Annotated in this window: 20 protein-coding genes; 19 read left to right on the top strand and 1 reads right to left on the bottom strand. The window is 62.4% G+C overall.

Going from position 1 to position 21686, the window contains the following annotated elements:
• Positions 1 to 6 precede the first annotated feature (6 nt).
• Positions 7 to 1206 (bottom strand): winged helix-turn-helix domain-containing protein, encoded by a 1200-nt coding sequence (locus tag NKH73_RS13435; protein WP_352932069.1) that lies wholly within the window; start codon positions 1204 to 1206, stop codon positions 7 to 9.
• A 335-nt stretch (positions 1207 to 1541) separates the two neighbouring features.
• On the opposite strand from NKH73_RS13435, the gene NKH73_RS13430 reads away from it, so the two are divergent.
• From NKH73_RS13430 to NKH73_RS13340, 19 genes are all read left to right on the top strand, one after another.
• Positions 1542 to 1907: an NADH-quinone oxidoreductase subunit A gene (locus NKH73_RS13430; RefSeq protein ID WP_023798850.1), complete on the top strand. Its 366-nt coding sequence runs from the start codon at positions 1542 to 1544 to the stop codon at positions 1905 to 1907.
• Positions 1898 to 2479: a NuoB/complex I 20 kDa subunit family protein gene (locus NKH73_RS13425; protein ID WP_027156092.1), complete on the top strand. Its 582-nt coding sequence runs from the start codon at positions 1898 to 1900 to the stop codon at positions 2477 to 2479. Before NKH73_RS13430 ends, NKH73_RS13425 begins: the two co-directional genes overlap by 10 nt.
• 8 nt (positions 2480 to 2487) lie before the next feature.
• Positions 2488 to 3090, top strand: a complete 603-nt coding sequence (locus NKH73_RS13420) for an NADH-quinone oxidoreductase subunit C (protein WP_352932065.1) — start codon at positions 2488 to 2490, stop codon at positions 3088 to 3090.
• Positions 3091 to 3292: 202 nt separating this feature from the next.
• Positions 3293 to 4483 (top strand): NADH-quinone oxidoreductase subunit D, encoded by a 1191-nt coding sequence (locus tag NKH73_RS13415; protein WP_352932064.1) that lies wholly within the window; start codon positions 3293 to 3295, stop codon positions 4481 to 4483.
• On the top strand, positions 4484 to 5806 hold the full coding sequence (locus NKH73_RS13410) for an NADH-quinone oxidoreductase subunit E (protein ID WP_352932062.1): 1323 nt from the start codon (positions 4484 to 4486) through the stop codon (positions 5804 to 5806).
• A gap of 10 nt (positions 5807 to 5816) precedes the next feature.
• A complete protein-coding gene (gene nuoF / locus NKH73_RS13405) occupies positions 5817 to 7121 on the top strand; it encodes an NADH-quinone oxidoreductase subunit NuoF (RefSeq protein ID WP_352932060.1) in 1305 nt (434 codons plus the stop codon).
• A 127-nt stretch (positions 7122 to 7248) separates the two neighbouring features.
• Positions 7249 to 7938: a helix-hairpin-helix domain-containing protein gene (locus NKH73_RS13400; RefSeq protein ID WP_352932058.1), complete on the top strand. Its 690-nt coding sequence runs from the start codon at positions 7249 to 7251 to the stop codon at positions 7936 to 7938.
• Positions 7939 to 8013: 75 nt separating this feature from the next.
• Positions 8014 to 10095, top strand: a complete 2082-nt coding sequence (gene nuoG, locus NKH73_RS13395; RefSeq protein ID WP_352932057.1) for an NADH-quinone oxidoreductase subunit NuoG — start codon at positions 8014 to 8016, stop codon at positions 10093 to 10095.
• Between the two features lie 2 nt (positions 10096 to 10097).
• A complete protein-coding gene (gene nuoH / locus NKH73_RS13390; protein ID WP_095483491.1) occupies positions 10098 to 11141 on the top strand; it encodes an NADH-quinone oxidoreductase subunit NuoH in 1044 nt (347 codons plus the stop codon).
• Positions 11141 to 11632: an NADH-quinone oxidoreductase subunit NuoI gene (gene nuoI / locus NKH73_RS13385; RefSeq protein WP_352932055.1), complete on the top strand. Its 492-nt coding sequence runs from the start codon at positions 11141 to 11143 to the stop codon at positions 11630 to 11632. Before nuoH ends, nuoI begins: the two co-directional genes overlap by 1 nt.
• Positions 11633 to 11864: 232 nt before the next feature.
• Positions 11865 to 12485, top strand: a complete 621-nt coding sequence (locus NKH73_RS13380; protein ID WP_352932053.1) for an NADH-quinone oxidoreductase subunit J — start codon at positions 11865 to 11867, stop codon at positions 12483 to 12485.
• Position 12486: 1 nt separating this feature from the next.
• Complete coding sequence (nuoK, locus tag NKH73_RS13375) at positions 12487 to 12795, top strand: NADH-quinone oxidoreductase subunit NuoK (RefSeq protein WP_006335669.1); 309 nt, start codon at positions 12487 to 12489, stop codon at positions 12793 to 12795.
• 11 nt (positions 12796 to 12806) lie between these two features.
• Positions 12807 to 14780, top strand: a complete 1974-nt coding sequence (nuoL, locus tag NKH73_RS13370; RefSeq protein WP_352932050.1) for an NADH-quinone oxidoreductase subunit L — start codon at positions 12807 to 12809, stop codon at positions 14778 to 14780.
• Entirely contained in the window at positions 14780 to 16285 is a 1506-nt protein-coding gene (locus tag NKH73_RS13365; protein ID WP_352932048.1) for an NADH-quinone oxidoreductase subunit M, read from the top strand. Before nuoL ends, NKH73_RS13365 begins: the two co-directional genes overlap by 1 nt.
• 18 nt (positions 16286 to 16303) lie before the next feature.
• On the top strand, positions 16304 to 17740 hold the full coding sequence (gene nuoN, locus NKH73_RS13360; protein WP_352932046.1) for an NADH-quinone oxidoreductase subunit NuoN: 1437 nt from the start codon (positions 16304 to 16306) through the stop codon (positions 17738 to 17740).
• Between the two features lie 4 nt (positions 17741 to 17744).
• Positions 17745 to 18566: a biotin--[acetyl-CoA-carboxylase] ligase gene (locus NKH73_RS13355; RefSeq protein ID WP_352932044.1), complete on the top strand. Its 822-nt coding sequence runs from the start codon at positions 17745 to 17747 to the stop codon at positions 18564 to 18566.
• Positions 18567 to 18632: 66 nt separating this feature from the next.
• On the top strand, positions 18633 to 20303 hold the full coding sequence (locus NKH73_RS13350) for a ribonuclease J (RefSeq protein WP_352932042.1): 1671 nt from the start codon (positions 18633 to 18635) through the stop codon (positions 20301 to 20303).
• 139 nt (positions 20304 to 20442) lie between these two features.
• Positions 20443 to 20847 carry a methylmalonyl-CoA epimerase gene (gene mce, locus NKH73_RS13345; RefSeq protein ID WP_352932039.1) on the top strand — a complete coding sequence of 135 codons (405 nt, stop codon included), beginning with the start codon at positions 20443 to 20445 and terminating at the stop codon, positions 20845 to 20847.
• Entirely contained in the window at positions 20844 to 21128 is a 285-nt protein-coding gene (locus NKH73_RS13340) for a DUF1467 family protein (RefSeq protein WP_352932037.1), read from the top strand. The genes mce and NKH73_RS13340 overlap by 4 nt, the downstream gene beginning before the upstream one ends.
• Positions 21129 to 21686 lie beyond the last annotated feature (558 nt).

Raw genomic sequence — 21686 nt, 5'->3', positions numbered from 1 at the left:
GCGTGTCTACGACGCGATGATGTCGGCCAACGCCGGACCCAGATCGCCTGCGGGCGTGACTTCAATCCGTTCCAGGCCGAGCCAGCCCTGCATCTGCTTCAATTCCTCGACCAGCGCGGCCGCTGTTTCGGCCGGCGCGGCAGGCTCGGCATAGGCGGCATGGATACGCAGCACGCCGGCGGGGCGGTCAGCCTTGAGGTCGACGCGCGCCACTATCCTGTCGCCAAGCAGGAACGGCAGGACATAATAGCCGTATTGGCGCTTTTCGGCGGGGGTGTAGATTTCGATGCGATAGCGGAAGTCGAACAGCCTTTCCGTTCGGGTGCGCTCGAAGACAACGGGATCAAACGGAGCGAGCAACGCGCGCGCCTGGATCTTGCGCGGAAAACGGGCGTCCTTGTGAAGATAGGCAGGCTTGTCCCAGCCTTCGACGCGCACCGGCAAAAGGTCGCCCACCTCGACCAGTTCCTCGATCCGGCCCTTGATGTCAGCGGGAGAGAGGCGGAAATAGTCGCGCAGGTCGCCCGCTGTCGCGACGCCGTGGGCGCGGGCGGAAATGCGCAGCAATTCGCGATGTGCATCCTCAGGAGAGGGCACCGGCAGGTCGAGCACGGCCGGCGGCAGCACCCGTTCGGGCAGATCGTAAAGCCGCTCGAAGCCACGACGCGACGCCGTGGTGATGCGACCGGCCCAGAACAGCCATTCGAAAGCGTGCTTGGCATCGCTCCAGCCCCACCAGCCGCCCGAGCCTTTCTGACCCTCGAGGGCGGATGCGGCGATCGGGCCGCGTTCGACGACCTCGCGATAAATGTCTTCAATATAGGCGGCGCGTTCGCGGCCCCACTTGGCCAGCCCATTGTACATTTCCTCGCCACGCTCGGCCCGCTGCATGCGCCAGCGCATCAGCGGATAGGTTTCGACCGGCAGAAAGGAGGCTTCATGCGCCCAATATTCGAAGACCGTGCGCTTGCGCGTCACGGCGGCGTTGTCGAGCAGCGCCAGCGGGTAGGGGCCAAGCCTGGAATAGAGCGGCATGTAGTGAGCGCGCACCACCGCGCTGACGGAATCGATCTGCAACAGGCCGGTGCGGGCAAGCACCCGGGTCAGATGGCGGCGATCCGGCGTGCCGTTCGGCCGGGGGTCGGTGAAACCCTGGGCGGCGAGCGCGATGCGCCGGGCTGCGGCGAGCGATATTTTTTCCTTCATGCAGGCGAGGCCCTGAGGGTGTTTCGAACGAGGAGCGATCAATGATTCCGCGCCATGCTAGCAGGGTTTTGGCGGGATATATGTCAGGAGAGAAAAGTGGAGTAAAAAGTGAAGGAAATCAAACCGGAGCGGATCGGACCAGTTTATCCGGATATGCCGTCCAGCACCGTGTTTTGAACAAGGTTTGACTTGCTTCGCCGAAAGCCCTGCGCTAACCCTCGCCGCGTTGCAGCATAGAGCCCCCTAAAACGGTTCAGTGGTTAAACTGTCACGCTTCCGCAAGTGGGTCCGGTGCTGTAATCAGAGTGGATTGGCCGCCAACGGAAAGCTGCAGCATGAACGCATTGTTGAGTTCGTACCTGCCCATCGTCCTGTTCATCGGCGTGGCGCTGGTTGTCGGCCTGGCGCTGCTTGCCGCACCCTTCCTGGTGGCCTACCGCAACCCAGATCCGGAAAAGCTTTCCGCCTATGAGTGCGGTTTCAACTCGTTCGACGACGCCCGCATGAAGTTCGACATTCGCTTCTACCTGGTGTCGATCCTGTTCATCATCTTCGATCTGGAAGTGGCCTTTCTGTTTCCGTGGGCCGTGTCTTTCAGCCAGATCGGCATGCTCGGTTTCTGGTCGATGATGGTGTTTCTGGCGGTGCTGACCATCGGCTTTGCCTATGAATGGAAGAAAGGAGCGCTGGAATGGGATTGAGCGACAATTCCGGCACGCTCGTCGCGCCGAAGCCAAAGGGCATTCTCGACCCCAGCACCGGAAAGCCGGTGGGGGCGAATGACCCTTTCTTTCTCGAGATCAACAACGAGTTGGCCGACAAGGGCTTTCTCGTCACCTCGACCGAGGCGCTGATCACCTGGGCGCGCAGCGGCTCGCTGATGTTCATGACGTTTGGCCTCGCCTGCTGCGCGGTCGAGATGATCCATACCTCGATGCCGCGCTATGACAGCGAGCGCTTCGGCGTCGCACCGCGCGCGTCGCCGCGCCAGTCCGACATCATGATCGTCGCCGGCACGCTGACCAACAAGATGGCGCCGGCGCTGCGCAAGGTCTACGACCAGATGCCGGAGCCGCGCTACGTCATCTCGATGGGCTCCTGCGCCAATGGCGGCGGCTACTACCACTATTCCTATTCGGTGGTGCGCGGCTGCGATCGCGTCGTGCCGGTCGACATCTATGTGCCCGGCTGTCCGCCGAGCGCCGAAGCGCTGCTTTACGGCATCCTTCTGTTACAAAAGAAGATCCGCCGCACCGGCACGATCGAGCGGTGAGCGGGATGATGAGCCTGTCGTTGAATGAACTCTCGACCTATCTCGGCGAGAAGCTGAGCGGCCGGATAAGCGATGCGGTGTTTGCCTATGGCGAACTCACCATCTCGCTCGAGCCGCACGATCTGATCGAGGTGGTAACCTTCCTGCGCGACGATAAAAACTGCCAGTTCATCTCGATCATCGACGTGTGCGGCGCCGATTACCCGTCGCGGGCCAAGCGCTTCGACGTCGTCTATCATTTGCTGTCGCCGAAGCAGAATATTCGCATCCGCATCAAGGTCCAGGCCGACGAGGAGACCGTGGTGCCGTCGATCACCGGCGTTTATCCCGGCGCCGACTGGTTCGAGCGCGAAACCTACGATCTCTATGGCGTGCTGTTCTCGGGCCATCCCGATCTCAGGCGGATTCTGACCGATTACGGCTTCGAGGGCCATCCGCTGCGCAAGGATTTCCCACTGACCGGCTTTGTCGAGGTGCGTTATGACGACGAAGCCAAGCGGGTCATCTACGAGCCGGTGGAATTGAAGCAGGAATTCCGCAATTTCGATTTTCTCTCGCCATGGGAAGGGACGGATTACGTCCTGCCAGGCGACGAGAAGGCAAAACAATGAGGGCGTGTTGATGGGCAGCTTCTCCGTTTTTCATTGGCTGATTATCATGATCATTTTTGCGTCTTTGATCGTGCCGTACTGGCGGATCTTTCCGAGAGCCGGTTGGCCCTCCGCATTGAGCATCTTGATGGTTGTCCCGCTTCTGAATCTCGTTCTTTTGTGGGTTGTGGCGTTCAAGAAATGGCCTGGAGACGCATAAGCCGTGGCTGAGACTTCCGTCCGCAATTTCAACATCAATTTCGGCCCGCAACATCCTGCGGCGCATGGCGTTTTGCGCCTCGTGCTGGAGCTCGATGGCGAAGTCGTCGATCGCGTCGATCCGCATATCGGACTGTTGCATCGCGGCACTGAGAAGCTGATCGAAGCCAAAACCTATCTGCAGGCGGTGCCTTATCTCGACCGGCTCGACTATTGCGCGCCGATGAACCAGGAGCATGCCTTTGCGCTTGCCGCAGAGCGGCTGCTCGGCATCGAGGTGCCGAAGCGCGGCCAGCTGATCCGCGTGCTCTATTGCGAGATCGGCCGCATCATGTCGCACATCCTCAATGTGACGACGCAGGCGATGGATGTCGGCGCGCTGACGCCGCCGCTGTGGGGCTTCGTTGAGCGCGAAAAACTCATGGTGTTCTATGAGCGGGCCAGCGGCTCGCGCATGCATGCGGCCTATTTCCGGCCCGGCGGCGTCCACCAGGACCTGCCCGAGAGGCTGGTCGAGGATATCGGCAACTGGATCGATCCGTTCCTGAAATCGCTCGACGATCTCGACGCACTGCTGACCGGCAACCGCATCTTCAAGCAGCGCAATGTCGACATCGGCATCGTCTCGCTGGCCGATGCCTGGGCCTGGGGTTTTTCGGGCGTCATGGTGCGCGGATCCGGCGTCGCCTGGGATCTGCGCAAGTCGCAGCCCTATGAATGCTATGCCGAGATGGATTTCGACATTCCGATCGGCAAGAACGGCGATTGCTACGACCGCTATCTCGTGCGCATGGAAGAGATGCGCCAGTCGGCGAAAATCATGCGCCAGTGCGTCGACCTGCTGCTCGGCAAGGAAGGCACGGGGCCAGTGTCGAATCTCGACGGCAAGGTGGTGCCGCCGAAGCGCGCGGCGATGAAGCGCTCGATGGAAGCGCTGATCCACCACTTCAAGCTCTACACCGAGGGCTACCGTGTGCCGGCGGGCGAGGTCTATGCGGCGGTCGAAGCGCCGAAAGGCGAGTTCGGCGTCTATCTCGTGTCCGACGGCACCAACAAGCCCTACCGCTGCAAGCTGCGCGCGCCAGGCTTCGCCCATCTCCAGGCCATGGATTTCCTCTGCCGCGGCCACATGCTGGCCGACGTCACCGCCGTGCTTGGCTCCCTCGACATCGTGTTTGGTGAGGTCGATCGCTAAATGTCAGTCCGCCGTCTCGCAGAAGCCCGCCTCCAGCCAGTCTCCTTCGCCTTCAACCGGGCGAATGCGGCGGCGGCGAAGCAATGGATCAAGAAGTATCCGAAGGGCCGCGAGCAATCCGCGATCATCCCGTTGCTGATGCTGGCGCAGGAGCAGGAGGGCTGGGTGACCAAGGCGGCGATCGAGACGATCTCCGATATGCTCGATATGCCTTATATCAGAGGGCTCGAAGTCGCGACCTTCTACACGCAATACCAGCTCAATCCGGTCGGCACCCGCGCGCATATCCAGGTCTGCGGCACCACGCCCTGCATGCTGCGCGGCTCGGAAGCGCTGATGGACGTGTGCCGGTCCAAGATCCACCACGACCAGTTCCACACCAACGACGAGGGCACGCTGTCCTGGGAAGAGGTCGAATGCCTTGGCGCTTGCGTCAACGCGCCGATGGTGATGATTTTCAAGGACACGTTCGAGGACCTGACGCCGGAGCGGCTTGCCGAGATCATCGACCTCTATGATGCCGGCAAGGGCGCCTCGGTGACGCCGGGGCCCCAGAACGGCCGCATCACCTCCGAGCCGCTTACTGGCCTGACGACGCTGAAGAGCGAAAAGGCAATCCTCAAGACGACCCGCGACAAGGAAGCCAAGGCGGCAGCCAAGGCCGCGCAAGGTGCAGCGTCGACTGTCGCCGCCGCGCCGGCAGCCCCGGTCGCGCCGGCATCGGCTGCCCCCGTTGCGCCGTCGAAAGCCAGCAAGCCGAAGACCGATGCGCCCGAAACCAGCCCGGCGCTGGAGTCGCCTTCGGCCACAAAGGTCGCACCAGAGACCGAAAAGGCGGCAAGCGTCGCCGCACCGCGGCATTCGGCTGCCAACGCCAACAAGGCCGCGCCGGAGGTCGAAAAGGTTTCGAAACAGCGTAGCGGCCCCAAGAGCAAGGCTGAGCCAGCGGCTGCTTTCAAGGCGCCGGAGTTGAAGGAGGCGCCGTTCGGCGCTGCCGGCAAAAAAAACGGCGCCAAGACGACCAATGCCAAACCTTCACTTGAGGACAAGAATCGCCCGGCCGGCATCGCAAGGCCGGCACTGGTCGACGATCTCAAGCTGATCTCAGGCGTCGGCCCGAAGATCGAAGGCATCCTGCATTCGCTTGGCATCTTCACTTATGCGCAAGTCGCGTCCTGGAAGAAGGCCGAGCGCGAGTGGGTCGACGGCTATCTCAGCTTCCACGGCCGCATCGACCGCGAAGACTGGGTCAAGCAGGCCAAGGCGCTCGCCAAGGGCGGGGTCGCCGAATATATCCGCGTCTTCGGCAAGAAGCCGGTCTGAGGAACGAACAATGCTTCAGGACAGAGACCGCATCTTCAACAACATCTACGGCCTTTTCGACAAGTCGCTGGCCGGCGCGATGGCGCGCGGCGCCTGGGACGGCACGCCCGGCATCATCGCCAAGGGGCGCGATTGGATCGTCAACGAGATGAAGGCCTCGGGCCTGCGCGGGCGCGGCGGCGCCGGCTTTCCGACCGGGCTGAAATGGTCGTTCATGCCCAAGCAGAGCGACGGCCGGCCGAGCTATCTCGTCGTCAATGCCGACGAATCCGAACCCGGCACCTGCAAGGACCGCGATATATTGCGCCACGACCCGCACACGCTGGTCGAGGGCTGCCTGATTGCCGGCTTCGCCATGGGCGCGGTTGCCGCCTACATCTACGTGCGCGGCGAGTTCATCCGCGAGCGCGAGGCGCTGCAGCGCGCCATCGACGAGGCCTATGAGGCCAAGCTGATCGGCAAGAACAACATTTCCGGCTACGATTTCGACATCTACATGCATCATGGCGCCGGCGCCTATATCTGCGGCGAGGAGACGGCGCTGCTCGAAAGCCTCGAAGGCAAGAAGGGCCAGCCACGGCTGAAACCGCCATTCCCGGCCAATGTCGGCCTCTACGGCTGCCCGACGACGGTCAACAATGTCGAATCCATCGCAGTGGCGCCGACCATCCTGCGTCGTGGCGCTGCCTGGTTCTCGTCCTTCGGGCGGCCCAACAATGTCGGCACCAAGCTGTTCTGCATCTCCGGCCACGTCAACAACCCGTGCACCGTCGAAGAGGCGATGTCGATTCCGTTCCGCGAGCTGATCGAGACGCATTGCGGCGGCATTCGCGGCGGCTGGGACAATCTGCTGGCGGTCATTCCAGGCGGCGCTTCGGTGCCGCTGGTGCCGGCCGAACAGATCATCGACGCGCCGATGGATTTCGATGCGCTGCGCGACCTGAAATCGGGTCTCGGCACGGCAGCTGTCATCGTCATGGACAAATCGACCGATATCGTGAAGGCGATCGCGCGGCTTTCCTACTTCTACAAGCACGAGAGCTGCGGCCAGTGCACACCGTGCCGCGAAGGCACCGGCTGGATGTGGCGGGTAATGGAACGGCTGGTGCGCGGCGAGGCGCAAAAGCGTGAGATCGACATGCTGCTCGACGTGACCAAGCAGGTCGAGGGCCACACGATCTGCGCGCTGGGCGATGCGGCGGCATGGCCGATCCAGGGCCTGATGCGGCATTTCCGCGGCGAGGTGGAGCGGCGTATCGACGAGTTTTCGCGCAATGCGCACCGGGCAGAGCCGGTGATGGTGGCGGCGGAATAGACAAGAATTCGAAGCGGGCAAACGCCCGATTTGGAATACGGGCAAAAGCCCGATTTGGAATACGGGCAAACGCCCGATTTGAGGAAGCAGGCTCGGGGCAACGGAAGAAACGACTAGGAGACCACCAATGTCGCTGCATTCGAGACCCGATCATTTGATGCCAGATTTGGACCCGTTCGAGAAGATGAACCAGGACCTGACCAGGATGATGCCGAAGGAGATGGCGAACGCCGTCAATCTCCTGGCGCACCCTGTCGCGGGTGCGGCAGCGATGTCGGCGCTCGGCATCGGGCTTGCCAATCATGCCTTCGGCGTTTGGATGGGCGCGCTCTCGGGCGCCGCCGAGGCCTCGCAGCGCCTCTTTCAGCCGATCGTCGACGATTTCGAGGCCAGGGTCGAACGCTTTTCCGAGACAGGAACGAGTTCCTCGACCAAGGCGCGCGCGGCGACGAAAACCTTGATTGCCGAGGCGCAGTCCTTCGCCAGGGACGTGAATGACATAGCGGCAAACAGCATGGATGATGCACGGAGCGTGGTGGATACGGCTGCCGAGCCGACCAGGTTGATGCCGGAGGATTTCAAGCAGCCCAAAGCCATGGAAAGGCCGGCAAATCCGGCCGATCTCAAGGCGATATCCGGCATCGGGCCGAAGCTGGAAAAGGTGCTGAACGGCTTGGGCATCTGGACGTATGGCCAGATCGCGGCATGGACGCCGGAAGAGATCGCCTGGGTCGACGATTATCTGTCGTTCAACGGCCGCATCAACCGCGACGACTGGCTTGGTCAGGCGGCGGCGTTGGCCGAGGCCAAACATTGAATTGAATACGTGGCGCGGCTTCGGCTGTGGCCCGGAAAGAAAGATTGCGGAACGTCCGCAGGGGTTTGAGACGACATGGCAAAGCTCAAGGTCGACGGGAAAGAGATTACTGTACCCGACCACTACACGCTGCTGCAGGCGGCCGAGGACGCCGGCGCGGAAGTGCCGCGCTTCTGCTTCCATGAGCGGCTGTCGATCGCCGGCAATTGCCGCATGTGCCTGATCGAGGTGAAGGGCGGGCCGCCCAAGCCGCAGGCGTCCTGTGCCATGGGCGTGCGCGATCTGCGTCCCGGCCCGAATGGCGAAACGCCGGAAATCTTCACCAACACGCCGATGGTCAAGAAGGCCAGGGAAGGCGTGATGGAATTCCTGCTGATCAACCATCCGCTCGATTGCCCGATCTGCGACCAGGGTGGCGAATGCGACCTGCAGGACCAGGCGATGGCGTTCGGCGTCGATTCCTCGCGCTATCACGAGAACAAGCGGGCGGTCGAAGACAAATATATTGGGCCGCTGGTCAAGACGATCATGAACCGCTGCATCCATTGCACGCGCTGCGTCCGCTTCACCACCGAAATTGCCGGCATTTCCGAGCTCGGCCTGATCGGCCGCGGCGAGGACGCCGAGATCACCACCTATCTCGAAAGCGCGATGACCTCGGAACTGCAAGGCAACGTCATCGACCTTTGCCCGGTCGGTGCGCTGACCTCCAAACCCTACGCCTTCCAGGCGCGGCCGTGGGAGCTGACCAAGACCGAATCCATCGACGTGATGGATGCCGTCGGTTCGGCGATCCGCGTCGATTCGAGAGGCCGCGAGGTGATGCGCATCCTGCCGCGCACCAACGAGGCGGTGAACGAGGAGTGGATTTCCGACAAGACCCGCTTCATCTGGGACGGCTTGCGCACCCAGCGCCTCGACCGGCCATACGTACGCAAGGACGGCAAGCTGGCCCCGGCAAGCTGGGCCGAGGCTTTCTCCGCGATCAAGAACGCGGTGTCGAACGCAGCGCCGGACAAGATCGGCGCCATTGCAGGCGATCTCGCCGCCGTCGAGGAAATCTATGCGCTGAAGCTGCTGATGGCCTCGCTCGGCTCGAAGAACACCGACTGCCGTCAGGATGGTGCCGCGCTCGATCCGTCGCTCGGCCGGGCAAGCTATATCTTCAACCCGACCATCGAGGGCATCGAGCAGGCCGATGCGGTGCTGATCATCGGCGCCAATCCGCGCTTCGAGGCGTCCTTGCTCAACGCCCGCATCCGCAAGCGCTGGCGGGTCGGCAACCTGCCGGTCGGTGTGATCGGCGATGTCGGCGACACGCGCTACGACTATGAGCAGCTCGGCGCCGGACCGGAATCGCTGAAGGATCTGGCCGACGGCAACGGCAAGTTCTTCGAGGTGCTGAAGAAAGCGACGCATCCGCTTATCATCGTCGGCCAGGGCGCACTGGCACGGGCCGATGGCGCGGCCGTGCTTGGCCAGGCGGCGAAGCTTAGCCTGGCCGTCAACGCCGAGAGGGCCGACTGGAACGGCTTTGCCGTGCTGCACACTGCGGCGGGGCGTGTCGGCGGTCTCGATGTCGGCTTCGTGCCGGGCGAGGGCGGCAAGGACGTCGCCGGCATGCTGGGCGATACGGACGTGCTGTTCCTGCTCGGCGCCGACGAGATCGACATGGCCAAGACCGGCGGCGCCTTCGTCGTCTATATCGGCACGCATGGTGATCAGGGCGCGCACCGCGCCAACGTCATCCTGCCGGCTGCCGCTTACACTGAAAAGTCGGGCACCTACGTCAACACCGAGGGCCGCGTGCAGCAGACCAACCGCGCCGGCTTTGCGCCGGGCGATGCGCGCGAGGACTGGGCGATCCTGCGGGCGCTGTCGGATGTGCTTGATAAGAAACTGCCGTTCGATTCGCTGCCGCAGCTTCGCGCAAAGCTCTACTCGGAATACCCGCATCTCGCCCGCATCGACCAGGTCGCGGCCGGCAATGCTGACGATATCGCCAACGTGGCGAAGCTCGGCGGGCGGCTGAACAAGGGCGCCTTCACCTCGCCGGTCAAGGATTTCTACCTGACCAACCCGATCGCGCGGGCTTCCGCCGTGATGGCGGAATGCTCGGCGCTGGCGAAAAACGGCTTCAGGCAGGCGGCGGAATAAGCATGGACACCTTCTTCTCCTTCTACGTGCTGCCGGCGCTGATCATCCTGTTGAAGTCGGTCGTGCTGATCGTCGTGTTGTTGATCTTCGTCGCCTACATCCTGTACGCGGACCGCAAGATCTGGGCGGCGGTGCAGTTGCGCCGTGGCCCGAACGTCGTCGGCCCATGGGGCACGCTGCAGGCTTTCGCCGACCTGCTGAAGTTCGTGTTCAAGGAACCGGTGATCCCGTCCGGCGCCAACAAGGGCGTTTTTCTGCTGGCGCCGCTGGTGTCGGCGGTGCTGGCGATCTCGGCCTGGGCGGTTATTCCGGTCAATGAGGGCTGGGCGATCGCCAACGTCAATGTCGGCATCCTCTATGTCTTCGCCATCTCCTCGCTCGAGGTCTATGGCGTGATCATGGGCGGCTGGGCGTCCAACTCGAAATATCCGTTCCTCGGCGCGCTGCGCTCGGCGGCGCAAATGGTATCCTACGAAGTCTCGATCGGTTTCGTCATCGTCACCGTGCTGCTTTGCGTCGGCTCGCTCAACCTGTCCGACATCGTGCTGTCGCAGCAGGATGGGCTGGGTACGCGGGTTGGCCTGCCCAACACCTTCCTCGACTGGCATTGGCTGTCGCTGTTCCCGATGTTCGTCATCTTCTTCATCTCGGCGCTGGCCGAGACGAACCGGCCGCCTTTCGACCTTGTGGAAGCAGAATCGGAACTCGTCGCCGGCCACATGGTCGAATATTCGTCGACGCCGTTCCTGCTGTTCTTCCTCGGCGAGTATGTCGCCATCGTCTTGATGTGCGCGCTGGCCACCATCCTGTTCCTCGGCGGCTGGCTGCCTCCTTTCGATTTCGCTCCCTTCACCTGGGTGCCGGGCCTGATCTGGTTCGTGCTCAAGGTCTGCCTGGTGTTCTTCATGATCTCCATGGTGAAGGCCTTCGTGCCGCGCTATCGCTACGACCAGCTGATGCGGCTCGGCTGGAAGGTCTTCCTGCCGATCTCGCTGGCGATGGTGGTGATCGTCGCCGCGTTCCTCAAGATCACGGGGTTTGCGTGATGTCCGCTCTATCCCAAGCCGCAAAGTCACTGCTCTTGCAGGACTTCGTCAGCGCCTTCTTCCTGTCGATGCGCCAGTTCTTCGCGCCGAAGGAGACGATCAACTATCCGCACGAGAAGGGGCCGGTGAGCCCGCGCTTCCGCGGCGAGCATGCGCTACGCCGCTATCCGAACGGCGAGGAACGCTGCATCGCCTGCAAATTGTGCGAGGCGATCTGCCCGGCGCAAGCTATCACCATCGAGGCCGGCCCGCGCCGCAACGACGGCACGCGCCGCACCGTGCGCTACGACATCGATATGGTGAAGTGCATCTATTGCGGCTTCTGCCAGGAGGCCTGCCCGGTCGACGCCATCGTCGAGGGGCCGAATTTCGAATTCGCGACCGAGACGCGCGAGGAACTTTATTACGACAAGGACAAGCTGCTGGCCAATGGCGACCGCTGGGAGCGCGAACTGGCGCGCAACCTCTCGCTGGATGCGCCGTACCGCTGACATTTGACGCATGGACGGGGCGAGGGCCTCGTTCAGAGGATGATCCCGAAAAGGTGCAGACTTTTCGGACAAGATCATCCTCCGGAATTGAAAAGTGTCGCATGTTTTTCTTTCGATCGGGTCTTCCAACCCGATCGAAACATGCGATAGGACAACGCAACTTGCCGGCCGGAGGCGGTGGCAAACATCGAACAGGACGAACGTCCTGTTTGGACAGGAACCGGGGGAACCCATGCTGAACGGACTAGAGGCGGCCTTTTTCTACCTCTTCGCCTTTATCGCGGTGGCGTCGGCGTTCATGGTCATTTCGGCGCGCAATCCGGTGCATTCGGTCCTGTTCCTGATCCTGACCTTCTTCAACGCCGCGGGCCTGTTCATGCTGACCGGCGCCGAGTTCCTGGCGATGATCCTGCTCGTCGTCTATGTCGGCGCGGTCATGGTGCTGTTCCTGTTCGTCGTCATGATGCTCGACGTCGACTTCGCCGAAATGAAGGAAGGCGCCCTGCAATACGCCCCGATCGGCGCGCTGGTCGGGCTGATCCTGGCGGCTGAGCTGATCGTCGTGCTCGGCGGCTATACGTTCGCGCCGCAACTGGCCGCGACGGTCTCAAAGCCCATTCCGGACCTTGCCGCGCGCTCGAACACGGCAGCGCTCGGCGACATCCTCTATACCGACTACCTCTACTACTTCCAGGTTGCGGGCCTCATACTGCTGGTCGCCATGATCGGCGCCATCGTGCTGACGCTGCGCCATAAGCCGGGCGTCAAGCGGCAGTCGATCGCTGCCCAGGTCGGCCGCACGCCGGCAACGGGAATGGAAATCCGCAAGGTCAAGACGGGCGAAGGAATCTGAGATGACCGTCGGCATCGCACATTATCTGACCGTATCGGCGATCCTGTTCACGCTCGGCGTGTTCGGCATTTTCCTCAATCGCAGGAACATCATCGTCATCCTGATGTCGATCGAGCTGATCCTGCTCGCGGTCAACATCAATTTCGTCGCCTTCTCGGCAGCACTCGGCGATCTCGTCGGACAGGTATTTGCGCTGTTCGTGCTGACGGTCGCGGCGGCTGAAGCGGCGATCGGCCTCGCCATTCTCGTCGTCTTCTTCCGCAACCGCGGTTCGATCGCGGTCGAAGACGTGAACATGATGAAGGGTTGACGGAAACCACCATGTATCAGGCCATCGTCTTCCTTCCGCTGCTCGGCTTCCTGATCGTCGGCCTGTTCGGCACGTCGCTCGGCGCCAAGGCGTCCGAATACATCACCTCCGGCTTCCTGGTGATATCAGCCGTGCTGTCGTGGGTCGCCTTCTTCTCGGTCGGCTTCGGCGAGGGCGAGGTATTCACCGTGCCGGTGATGCGCTGGATCCAGTCGGGCGGGTTAGAGGCCGCATGGGCGCTCAGGATCGACACCCTGACGGTGGTGATGCTGGTCGTGGTCAACACGGTGTCGGCGCTGGTCCACATCTACTCGATCGGCTACATGCATCACGACCCGAACCGGCCGCGCTTCTTCGCCTATCTGTCGCTGTTCACCTTCGCCATGCTGATGCTGGTGACATCGGACAACCTCGTGCAGATGTTCTTCGGCTGGGAAGGGGTCGGTCTCGCCTCCTATCTGCTGATCGGCTTCTGGTACAAGAAGCCGTCGGCCAATGCCGCCGCGATCAAGGCCTTCGTCGTCAACCGCGTCGGCGATTTCGGCTTTGCGCTCGGCATCTTCGGCGTGTTCGTGCTGTTCGGCTCAGTCAATCTCGGCACCATCTTCGCCAATGCGGCGACGTTCATCCCGGCCGAAGGCGCACCGCAGGGTGCTGCCGTGCTGACTTTCCTCGGCTATGCGCTCGACAAGCAGGCTGCGATGACCGTCGTTTGCCTGCTTTTGTTCATGGGCGCCATGGGCAAGTCGGCACAGGTGCCGCTGCACACCTGGCTGCCTGACGCCATGGAAGGCCCGACGCCGGTCTCGGCGCTTATCCATGCCGCCACCATGGTGACCGCCGGCGTATTCATGCTGGCGCGGCTGTCGCCGCTGTTCGAACTGTCGCATTCGGCGCTGATCGTGGTCACCTTTATTGGCGCCTTCACCGCCTTCTTCGCGGCGACCGTCGGCCTCGTCCAGAACGACATCAAGCGCGTCATCGCCTATTCGACCTGCTCGCAGCTCGGTTATATGTTCGTGGCGCTCGGCGTGGGCGCCTACGGCGCGGCGATCTTCCACCTGTTCACGCATGCCTTCTTCAAGGCGCTGCTGTTCCTCGGCTCAGGCTCGGTGATCCACGCCGTTTCCGACGAGCAGGACATGCGCAATATGGGCGGCCTCAGGACGCTTATCCCGAAGACCTACTGGATGATGGTGATCGGCACGCTGGCGCTGACCGGCGTCGGCATTCCGGTGACGGTCATCGGCACCGCCGGCTTCTTCTCCAAGGACGCGATCATCGAAAGTGCCTTTGCCGCGCACAATCCGGTCGCCGGCCTTGCCTTCGTGCTGCTGGTCGTCGCCGCCTGCTTCACCAGCTTCTATTCCTGGCGGCTGATCTTCATGACCTTCCACGGCCAGCCGCGGGCGAGCCACGAGGTGATGCACCATGTCCATGAATCGCCGCCGGTCATGCTGGTGCCGCTGTTCATCCTGGCGGTGGGCGCTCTGTTCGCCGGCGTGATCTTCCATGGCGCCTTCATCGGCGAGGGCTATGCCGAGTTCTGGAAGGCGTCGCTGTTCACGCTGCCGGAAAACCACATCCTGCACGACATGCATGAAGTGCCGTTGTGGGTGAAGCTGGCGCCGTTCGTCGCCATGCTGATCGGCTTTGCGATTGCCTGGCAATTCTACATCCGCGCGCCGGAGATGCCGAAGAACCTGGCGGCGCAGCATCGCGGGCTCTACGCCTTCCTGCTCAACAAATGGTATTTCGACGAGCTCTACGACTTCCTGTTCGTGCGGCCGGCAAAACGCCTGGGCCACTTCCTGTGGAAGACCGGCGACGGCACCGTCATCGACGGGCTCGGTCCGGACGGCATTTCGGCGCGCGTCGTTGACGTCACCAACCGGGTCGTCAAGCTGCAGACCGGCTATCTCTATCACTATGCCTTCGCCATGCTGATCGGCGTTGCCGCATTCGTCACCTGGATGATGCTCTGATGACCGCCTGGCCGATCCTCTCGCTGGTCACCTTCCTGCCGCTGGTTGGTGTGCTGCTCATCCTGTTCGTGCGTGACGACAGCGAAAATGCCCGCCGCAACATTCGCGCCATCGCTTTGTGGACGACCAGCATCACCTTCATCATCTCGCTGTTCATCTGGACCGGCTTTGATAATTCCGAGCCCGGCTTCCAGTTCGTCGAGAAGGTTGCCTGGCTGGATTCCGGCATCTCCTACCATATGGGCGTCGACGGCATCTCCATGCTGTTCGTCATCCTGACCACCTTCCTGATGCCGCTCTGCATCCTGGCTTCGTGGGAATCGATCGAGAAGCGCGTCAAGGCCTACATGATCGCCTTCCTGTTGCTGGAGACGCTGATGATCGGCGTGTTCTGCGCGCTTGATATCGTTTTGTTCTACGTCTTCTTCGAAGCCGGCCTGATCCCGATGTTCATCATCATCGGCGTGTGGGGCGGCAAGCGGCGCGTCTACGCCTCGTTCAAGTTCTTCCTCTACACGCTGGCCGGCTCGGTGCTGATGCTGCTCGCCATCATGGCGATGTTCTTCCAGTCCGGCACCACCGACATCCCGACGCTGCTGACGCACAACTTCCCGGCCACCATGCAGACCTGGCTATGGCTGGCCTTCTTCGCGTCGTTCGCCGTGAAGATGCCGATGTGGCCGGTGCACACCTGGCTGCCGGATGCCCATGTCGAGGCGCCGACGGCCGGTTCGGTGATCCTGGCCGCCATCCTGCTGAAGATGGGCGGATACGGCTTCCTGCGCTTCTCTCTGCCGATGTTTCCGATCGCCTCGGAGATGTTCGCGCCGCTGGTCTTCGCGCTGTCCGTCGTCGCTATCATCTACACCTCGCTGGTGGCGCTGATGCAGGAGGACATGAAGAAGCTGATTGCCTATTCGTCGGTCGCTCATATGGGCTTCGTCACCATGGGCATCTTCGCGATGAACCAGGAAGGCGTCCAGGGGGCGATCTTCCAGATGCTGTCGCACGGCCTCGTCTCCGGCGCACTGTTCCTCTGTGTCGGCGTCATCTACGACCGCATGCACACACGCGACATCGACGCCTATGGCGGGTTGGTCAACAACATGCCGAAATACGCCACCGTGTTCATGATCTTCACCATGGCCAATGTCGGCCTGCCTGGCACCAGCGGCTTCGTTGGCGAGTTCCTGACCATGCTCGGCGTGTTCCGGGTCAACACCTGGGTAGCGTTCTTCGCCGCCACCGGCGTTGTCCTGTCGGCGGCCTATGCGCTCTGGCTCTATCGCCGGGTGATCTTTGGCGCGCTGACCAAGGACAGCTTGAAAAACCTGCTCGACCTGTCGGCGCGCGAGAAGGTGATCATCTATCCGCTGGTCGTGCTGGTCATCTTTTTCGGCGTCTACCCGGCGCCGGTCTTCGACGCGACTGCCGAATCGGTCAAGGCGCTGGTCACCAATGTCACCGCATCCATCGACGCCGCGCAGACCGCGGCGGCGAACTGACTGGGAAGTTTGCGAACCATGACGCCGGACCTTCTCTCCAGCCTGTCGCTCTCGACACCAGAGCTGATCCTCGCCATCGGCGCCCTGGCGCTCCTGATGCTGGGCGCCTATTCGCGCGCCAATACGACAACCACGGTGAGCGGCCTTGCCGTCGCCGTCCTGATGGTTGCCGGCGTATGGACGATCTTTTCCACCGGGCAGGGCACCGCTTACGGCGAAGCCTTCGTCCAGGATCCCTTCGCCCGTTTCATGAAGGTGCTGGCGCTGATCGGGTCGGCGGTGACGTTGGTCATGTCGATGCGCTTCGCCAAGGCGGAGCATTTCGACAAATTCGAATATCCGGTGCTGATCTTGCTGTGCACGCTCGGCATGATGCTGATGATCTCGGCCAACGGCATGATCGGGCTCTATCTCGGCCTCGAATTGCAGTCGCTGGCGATCTATGTGCTGGCGGCGATCAACCGCGACAATCTGCGCTCGACCGAGGCGGGGCTGAAATATTTCGTCCTCGGCGCGCTGTCGTCGGGCATGCTGCTTTACGGCATCAGTCTGGTCTACGGCTATACCGGCAACACCGGGTTCCAGGAGATTGCCACGGCGCTGGGCGGCGGCGAGCGGCAGCTCGGCCTCGTCTTCGGCCTGGTCTTCGTGCTGGCCGGCCTTGCCTTCAAGATATCGGCGGTGCCGTTCCACATGTGGACGCCCGACGTGTATGAAGGCGCCCCGACACCGGTGACGGCCTTCCTGGCGGCGGCGCCGAAAATGGCGGCGATGGCGCTGATCGTGCGGGTCACCATGGGTGCGTTCAAACCGATCGCCGCCGACTGGCAGCAGATCGTCGTCTTCATCTCGATCGCCTCGATGGCTCTCGGCGCCTTCGCGGCCATCGGCCAGACCAACATCAAGCGACTGATGGCCTATTCCTCGATTGGCCATATGGGCTACGCGCTGGTCGGCCTCGCCGCCAACAGCCAGGCCGGCGTGCGTGGCGTCGCCATCTACATGCTGATCTATCTGGTGATGACGCTCGGCACCTTCGCCTTCATCCTCGCCATGCGGCGCAAGGAGGGCAATGTCGAGCAGATCGGCGATCTGGCCGGCCTGTCGTCGACCAATCCGATCATGGCGACGATCCTCACCATCCTGATGTTCTCGCTGGCCGGCATCCCGCCGCTCGCCGGCTTCTGGGGGAAGTGGTACGTGTTCCTCGCCGCCATCAATGCCAATCTCTACGCGCTGGCGATCATCGGCGTGCTGGCCTCGGTGGTGGGCGCCTATTATTATCTGCGCATCATCAAGATCATGTGGTTCGACGAACCGGTCGGCGGCTTCGTGCCGATGGCGACCGAGCTTCGCGTCGTGCTCGGCGTCTGCGGCGCCTTCGTGCTGTTCTACGTGCTGATCGGCGGGCCGATCGGCACCTATGCCGAAGCCGCCGCCAAGACATTTTTCTGACAGGATGGCATTTCGGCTGGCCCCAACAGCGGCGTCGGAAGGGTTCCGGCTCGAGGCACATGACACGGTCGGTTCCACCAATGCGCTGGCGCTGGAGCATGCGCGAGCGGGAGACCCGGGCAAGCTCTGGGTCGTTTCGAAAAAACAGGAAAGCGGGCGTGGCCGGCGCGGCCGGGTGTGGGCGACGCCCGAGGGCAATCTTGCGGCGACGCTGCTGGTGGTCACCAATGCCGATCTTCGCTTGGCCGCGACGCTCGGCTTCGTTGCCGGCCTGGCGCTTGCCGATGCGCTCGACGCCGTCGTGCCGAAGGGCAGGATAGCAATCGGCCTCGACGGCGGCAGCGATGGGAAGAACCGTTTCGAGCTGAAATGGCCGAACGACGTGCTCGCCTCCGGTGCCAAGCTTGCCGGCATCCTGCTGGAATCGGCAATGCTTGAAGGCGATCGCTTCGCAGTGGCGGTCGGCATCGGCGTCAATGTTGTGGCATACCCAGAGGATTTGCCTTATCCCGCGACATCGCTCAACGCGCTGGGCGCTGCCTGCGATGCCGAGACGTTGTTTCTGGCGCTGTCGGATGCCTGGAGCGAGAATGCGCGGCTATGGAATGAGGGGCGCGGGCTTTCTGCCGTCAGGCGGCGCTGGCTGGCGCGCGCGGCAGGGCTTGGCGGGCAGGTTGCTGTCAGAATTGACGGTAATGTGGTGCGCGGCACGTTCGAGACCATTGACGAGGACTGCCGTTTCGTGATCCGCGACGATGAGGGTTCGGTTCTGACGATCGCCGCCGGCGATGTGCATTTTGGCGCGGTCGCGTCGGCTCAGGTTTGACGGGCCCAGGTTTGACGGGCCCTAGATTTGATGGGCTTGGTTTGACCGGCCAGGAAAGGAAAGATCATGGCGAAAGCTGAAAACGCCGAACTCGTCTTCGTGCCGCTAGGCGGCGTCGGCGAGATCGGCATGAACTTCGCCCTCTATGGCTATGGGCCGGCCAATGCGCGCGAATGGATCGTCGTCGACGTCGGCGTCACCTTTCCCGATGCCAGCCTGCCCGGCGTCGACCTGGTGCTGCCCGACACGCGCTTTATCGAGGAGAACATCGCCAATCTGCGCGGCATCGTCATCACGCACGCGCATGAGGATCATTACGGCGCGCTGCTCGACACATGGCCGAAGCTCAAGGCGCCGGTCTGGATGACGCCGTTCGGCGCCGGACTGCTGGAAGCCAAGCGGCAGGGCGAGCAAGGCGCACCGAAAATCCCGTTGACGATCTACCGCGCCGGCGAAAAATTCACCATCGGCCCGTTCGAGATCGAGGCGATTCCCGTCGCGCATTCCATACCCGAGCCGATGTCGCTGGCGATCACCTCGCCGGCCGGCACCGTCATCCACACCGGCGACTGGAAGATCGATCCGGCGCCGACGATCGGGCCGATGACCGACGAGGCCCGCTTCCGCGCCTATGGCGACAAGGGCGTGCTGGCGCTGATCTGCGATTCCACCAATGCGCTGCGGGAAGGGGAGTCGCCATCGGAAGTGGCGGTGGGCGAAGGCCTCAAGGGCGTCATCCAGAGCGCCAAGGGGCGTGTCGCGGTCACCACTTTTTCCTCCAATGTCGGGCGCATCGTCTCCATTGCCAGGGCGGCAAGGGACGCCGGTCGCCAGTGCCTGGTGCTCGGCCGCTCGCTGAAGCGTGTCATCGATGTTGCCGGTGAGCTCGGCTATATGGACGGGCTGCCCGAATTCATCGCCGAGGAGGATTTTGGCTTCATTCCGCGCGAAAACCTCGTCATCATCTGCACCGGCAGCCAGGGCGAACCGCTTGCGGCACTGGCGAAACTGTCGCGCGAAGAGATGAAGTCGGTGTCGCTGACATCAGGCGATACGGTGGTGTTTTCCTCGCGCACCATTCCCGGCAACGAGAAGGGGATTCTCGAAATCAAGAACCGCCTCATCGATCTCGGCATCAAGATCATCGAGGACGGCGATGCGCTGGTGCATGTCTCCGGACATCCGCGCCGCAGCGAGTTGCGCAAAATGTATGAATGGGTGCGCCCACAGATCGGCGTTCCCGTGCATGGCGAGGCGGCGCATCTGGTGGCGCAGGGCTCGCTGATGTCGACGTCGGGCATCGGCCAGGTGGCGCAGGTGCGCGACGGCGACATGCTGAGGCTCTATCCAGGTGCTGCCACGATCATCGATCAGGTGCCGTTCGGCCGTATCTACAAGGACGGTAGGCTGATCGGCACCGACCAGGCGATGGGCATTCGCGACCGGCGCAAGCTGTCCTTTGCCGGTCATGTCGCGGTCAATGTCGTGCTCGACGACAAATATGAACTCGCCGGCGATCCCGATCTGGTCGCCATCGGCGTCGCCGAGGCCGACGCCCGCGGCGAGAGCCTGGAAGACCTAATGATCGATGCGGCAATCGGCGCCGTGGACTCCATCCCCCGTCAGCGCCGAAAAGACCTCGACCTCGTGCAGGAGGCCGTGCGCCGCGCCGTCCGCGGCGCGGCCAACGAAGCTTGGGGCAAGAAGCCGCTGGTGACAGTGTTCGTCACGCGGTGACGAACAAGGGAGTAGGGGAGTAAGGCAGTAAGGGATAGGCAAGTAGGAGGTAGGAGCGCAAACAGTCTGCACTTCTAGATACTGTTTCTCCCTATTCCCCACTGCCTTACTCCTTACTCCCCTAAACCGGGAGCACCTTATGCTCGGACGCCTGAACCATGTCGCGCTTGCCGTGCCGGATCTGGCCGCGGCGACAGCGGCCTATCGCGATATGCTTGGTGCTCGGGTGACCGCGCCGCAGGCGCTGCCTGAGCATGGCGTAACGGTGGTGTTCGTCGATGTCGGCAACACCAAGATCGAATTGCTGGAGCCGTTCGGGGAGGGTTCGCCGATCGCGGCATTCCTCGAGAAGAACCCCTCGGGCGGCATGCATCACGTCTGCTATGAGGTCGACGACATTCTTGCCGCGCGTGATCACCTCAAGGCCAGCGGTGCCCGCGTCCTCGGCGACGGCAACCCGAAGACCGGCGCGCATGGCAAGCCGGTGCTGTTCCTGCATCCCAAGGATTTCTTCGGCACACTGGTCGAACTGGAGCAAGCATGAGCTGGGTTTCGTTTATCGCCCTGTTCTTCATCACATGGTGGGTGGTGCTGTTCGCCGTCCTGCCGTTCAGCATGAGAACGCAGGACGAGGATCAGGACGTCACGCTGGGCACGGTGCACAGCGCGCCTCGCGGACCGCATATGCTGCGCGCCGCGCTGCGGACGACGATCGTCACGATGGTTCTTCTTGGCATCTTCTACGGCATCACAAGGGGGCTCGGCCTCGGCATCGACGACATCCCCCACATCGTGCCAGACTTTAGCCAGAGCCCCAAGACCTAGCTTAGCCGGCAATGCACAATTCGTTGCCCCTGACGCGAGCGCCGATGGGGTGGCAAAACAAAGCCGGCTTCCGGATTTGTCAGCTGTCGCGAGAGCGCCGCGCACCCCTGCGAATGTATATTTACGCGCGTCAATTTCTTGTTTTATGCATGTCACGCATCTTCGACCGACACGTCTGGATAAACTGATTTGGCAATCTGTCGTGCTAACCAAATGATTGCACAAAAAAAATGCAAGGCACGAGGCCTTGCAATTTAAACGCGTCCGATCTGTTTCCGGTGTCCGGCGGCAGCGAGTAACCGCGCCTAGATCGCATCCTCCCAAGACTTTGACCGCGTAGGAGGGCAGATTTTTTTCCGCCCTCTCGGTTATCGGGGCACATTAGACCAAGGCAGGTTAAAATGTCACGCAGAATTTTGCCTGGAAATAGGCAATCTCGTGCTGCACTGCACAATAGTATGGCAGGCGTTGCTTGCGAAACGACCAGCAAGTCGGATGCGGCACTGCGGCACCTTTGCGGCGCCTCAATGGGTGCCCCCAATGGGCGCCCTAGAGGCG

Origin of the sequence: Mesorhizobium sp. M0938 (assembly GCF_040319125.1) — a bacterium.
GTDB lineage: Bacteria > Pseudomonadota > Alphaproteobacteria > Rhizobiales > Rhizobiaceae > Mesorhizobium > Mesorhizobium robiniae.
Note: the sequence above shows the minus strand (reverse complement) of the source record. Positions and strands in the feature narration are given on the sequence as shown.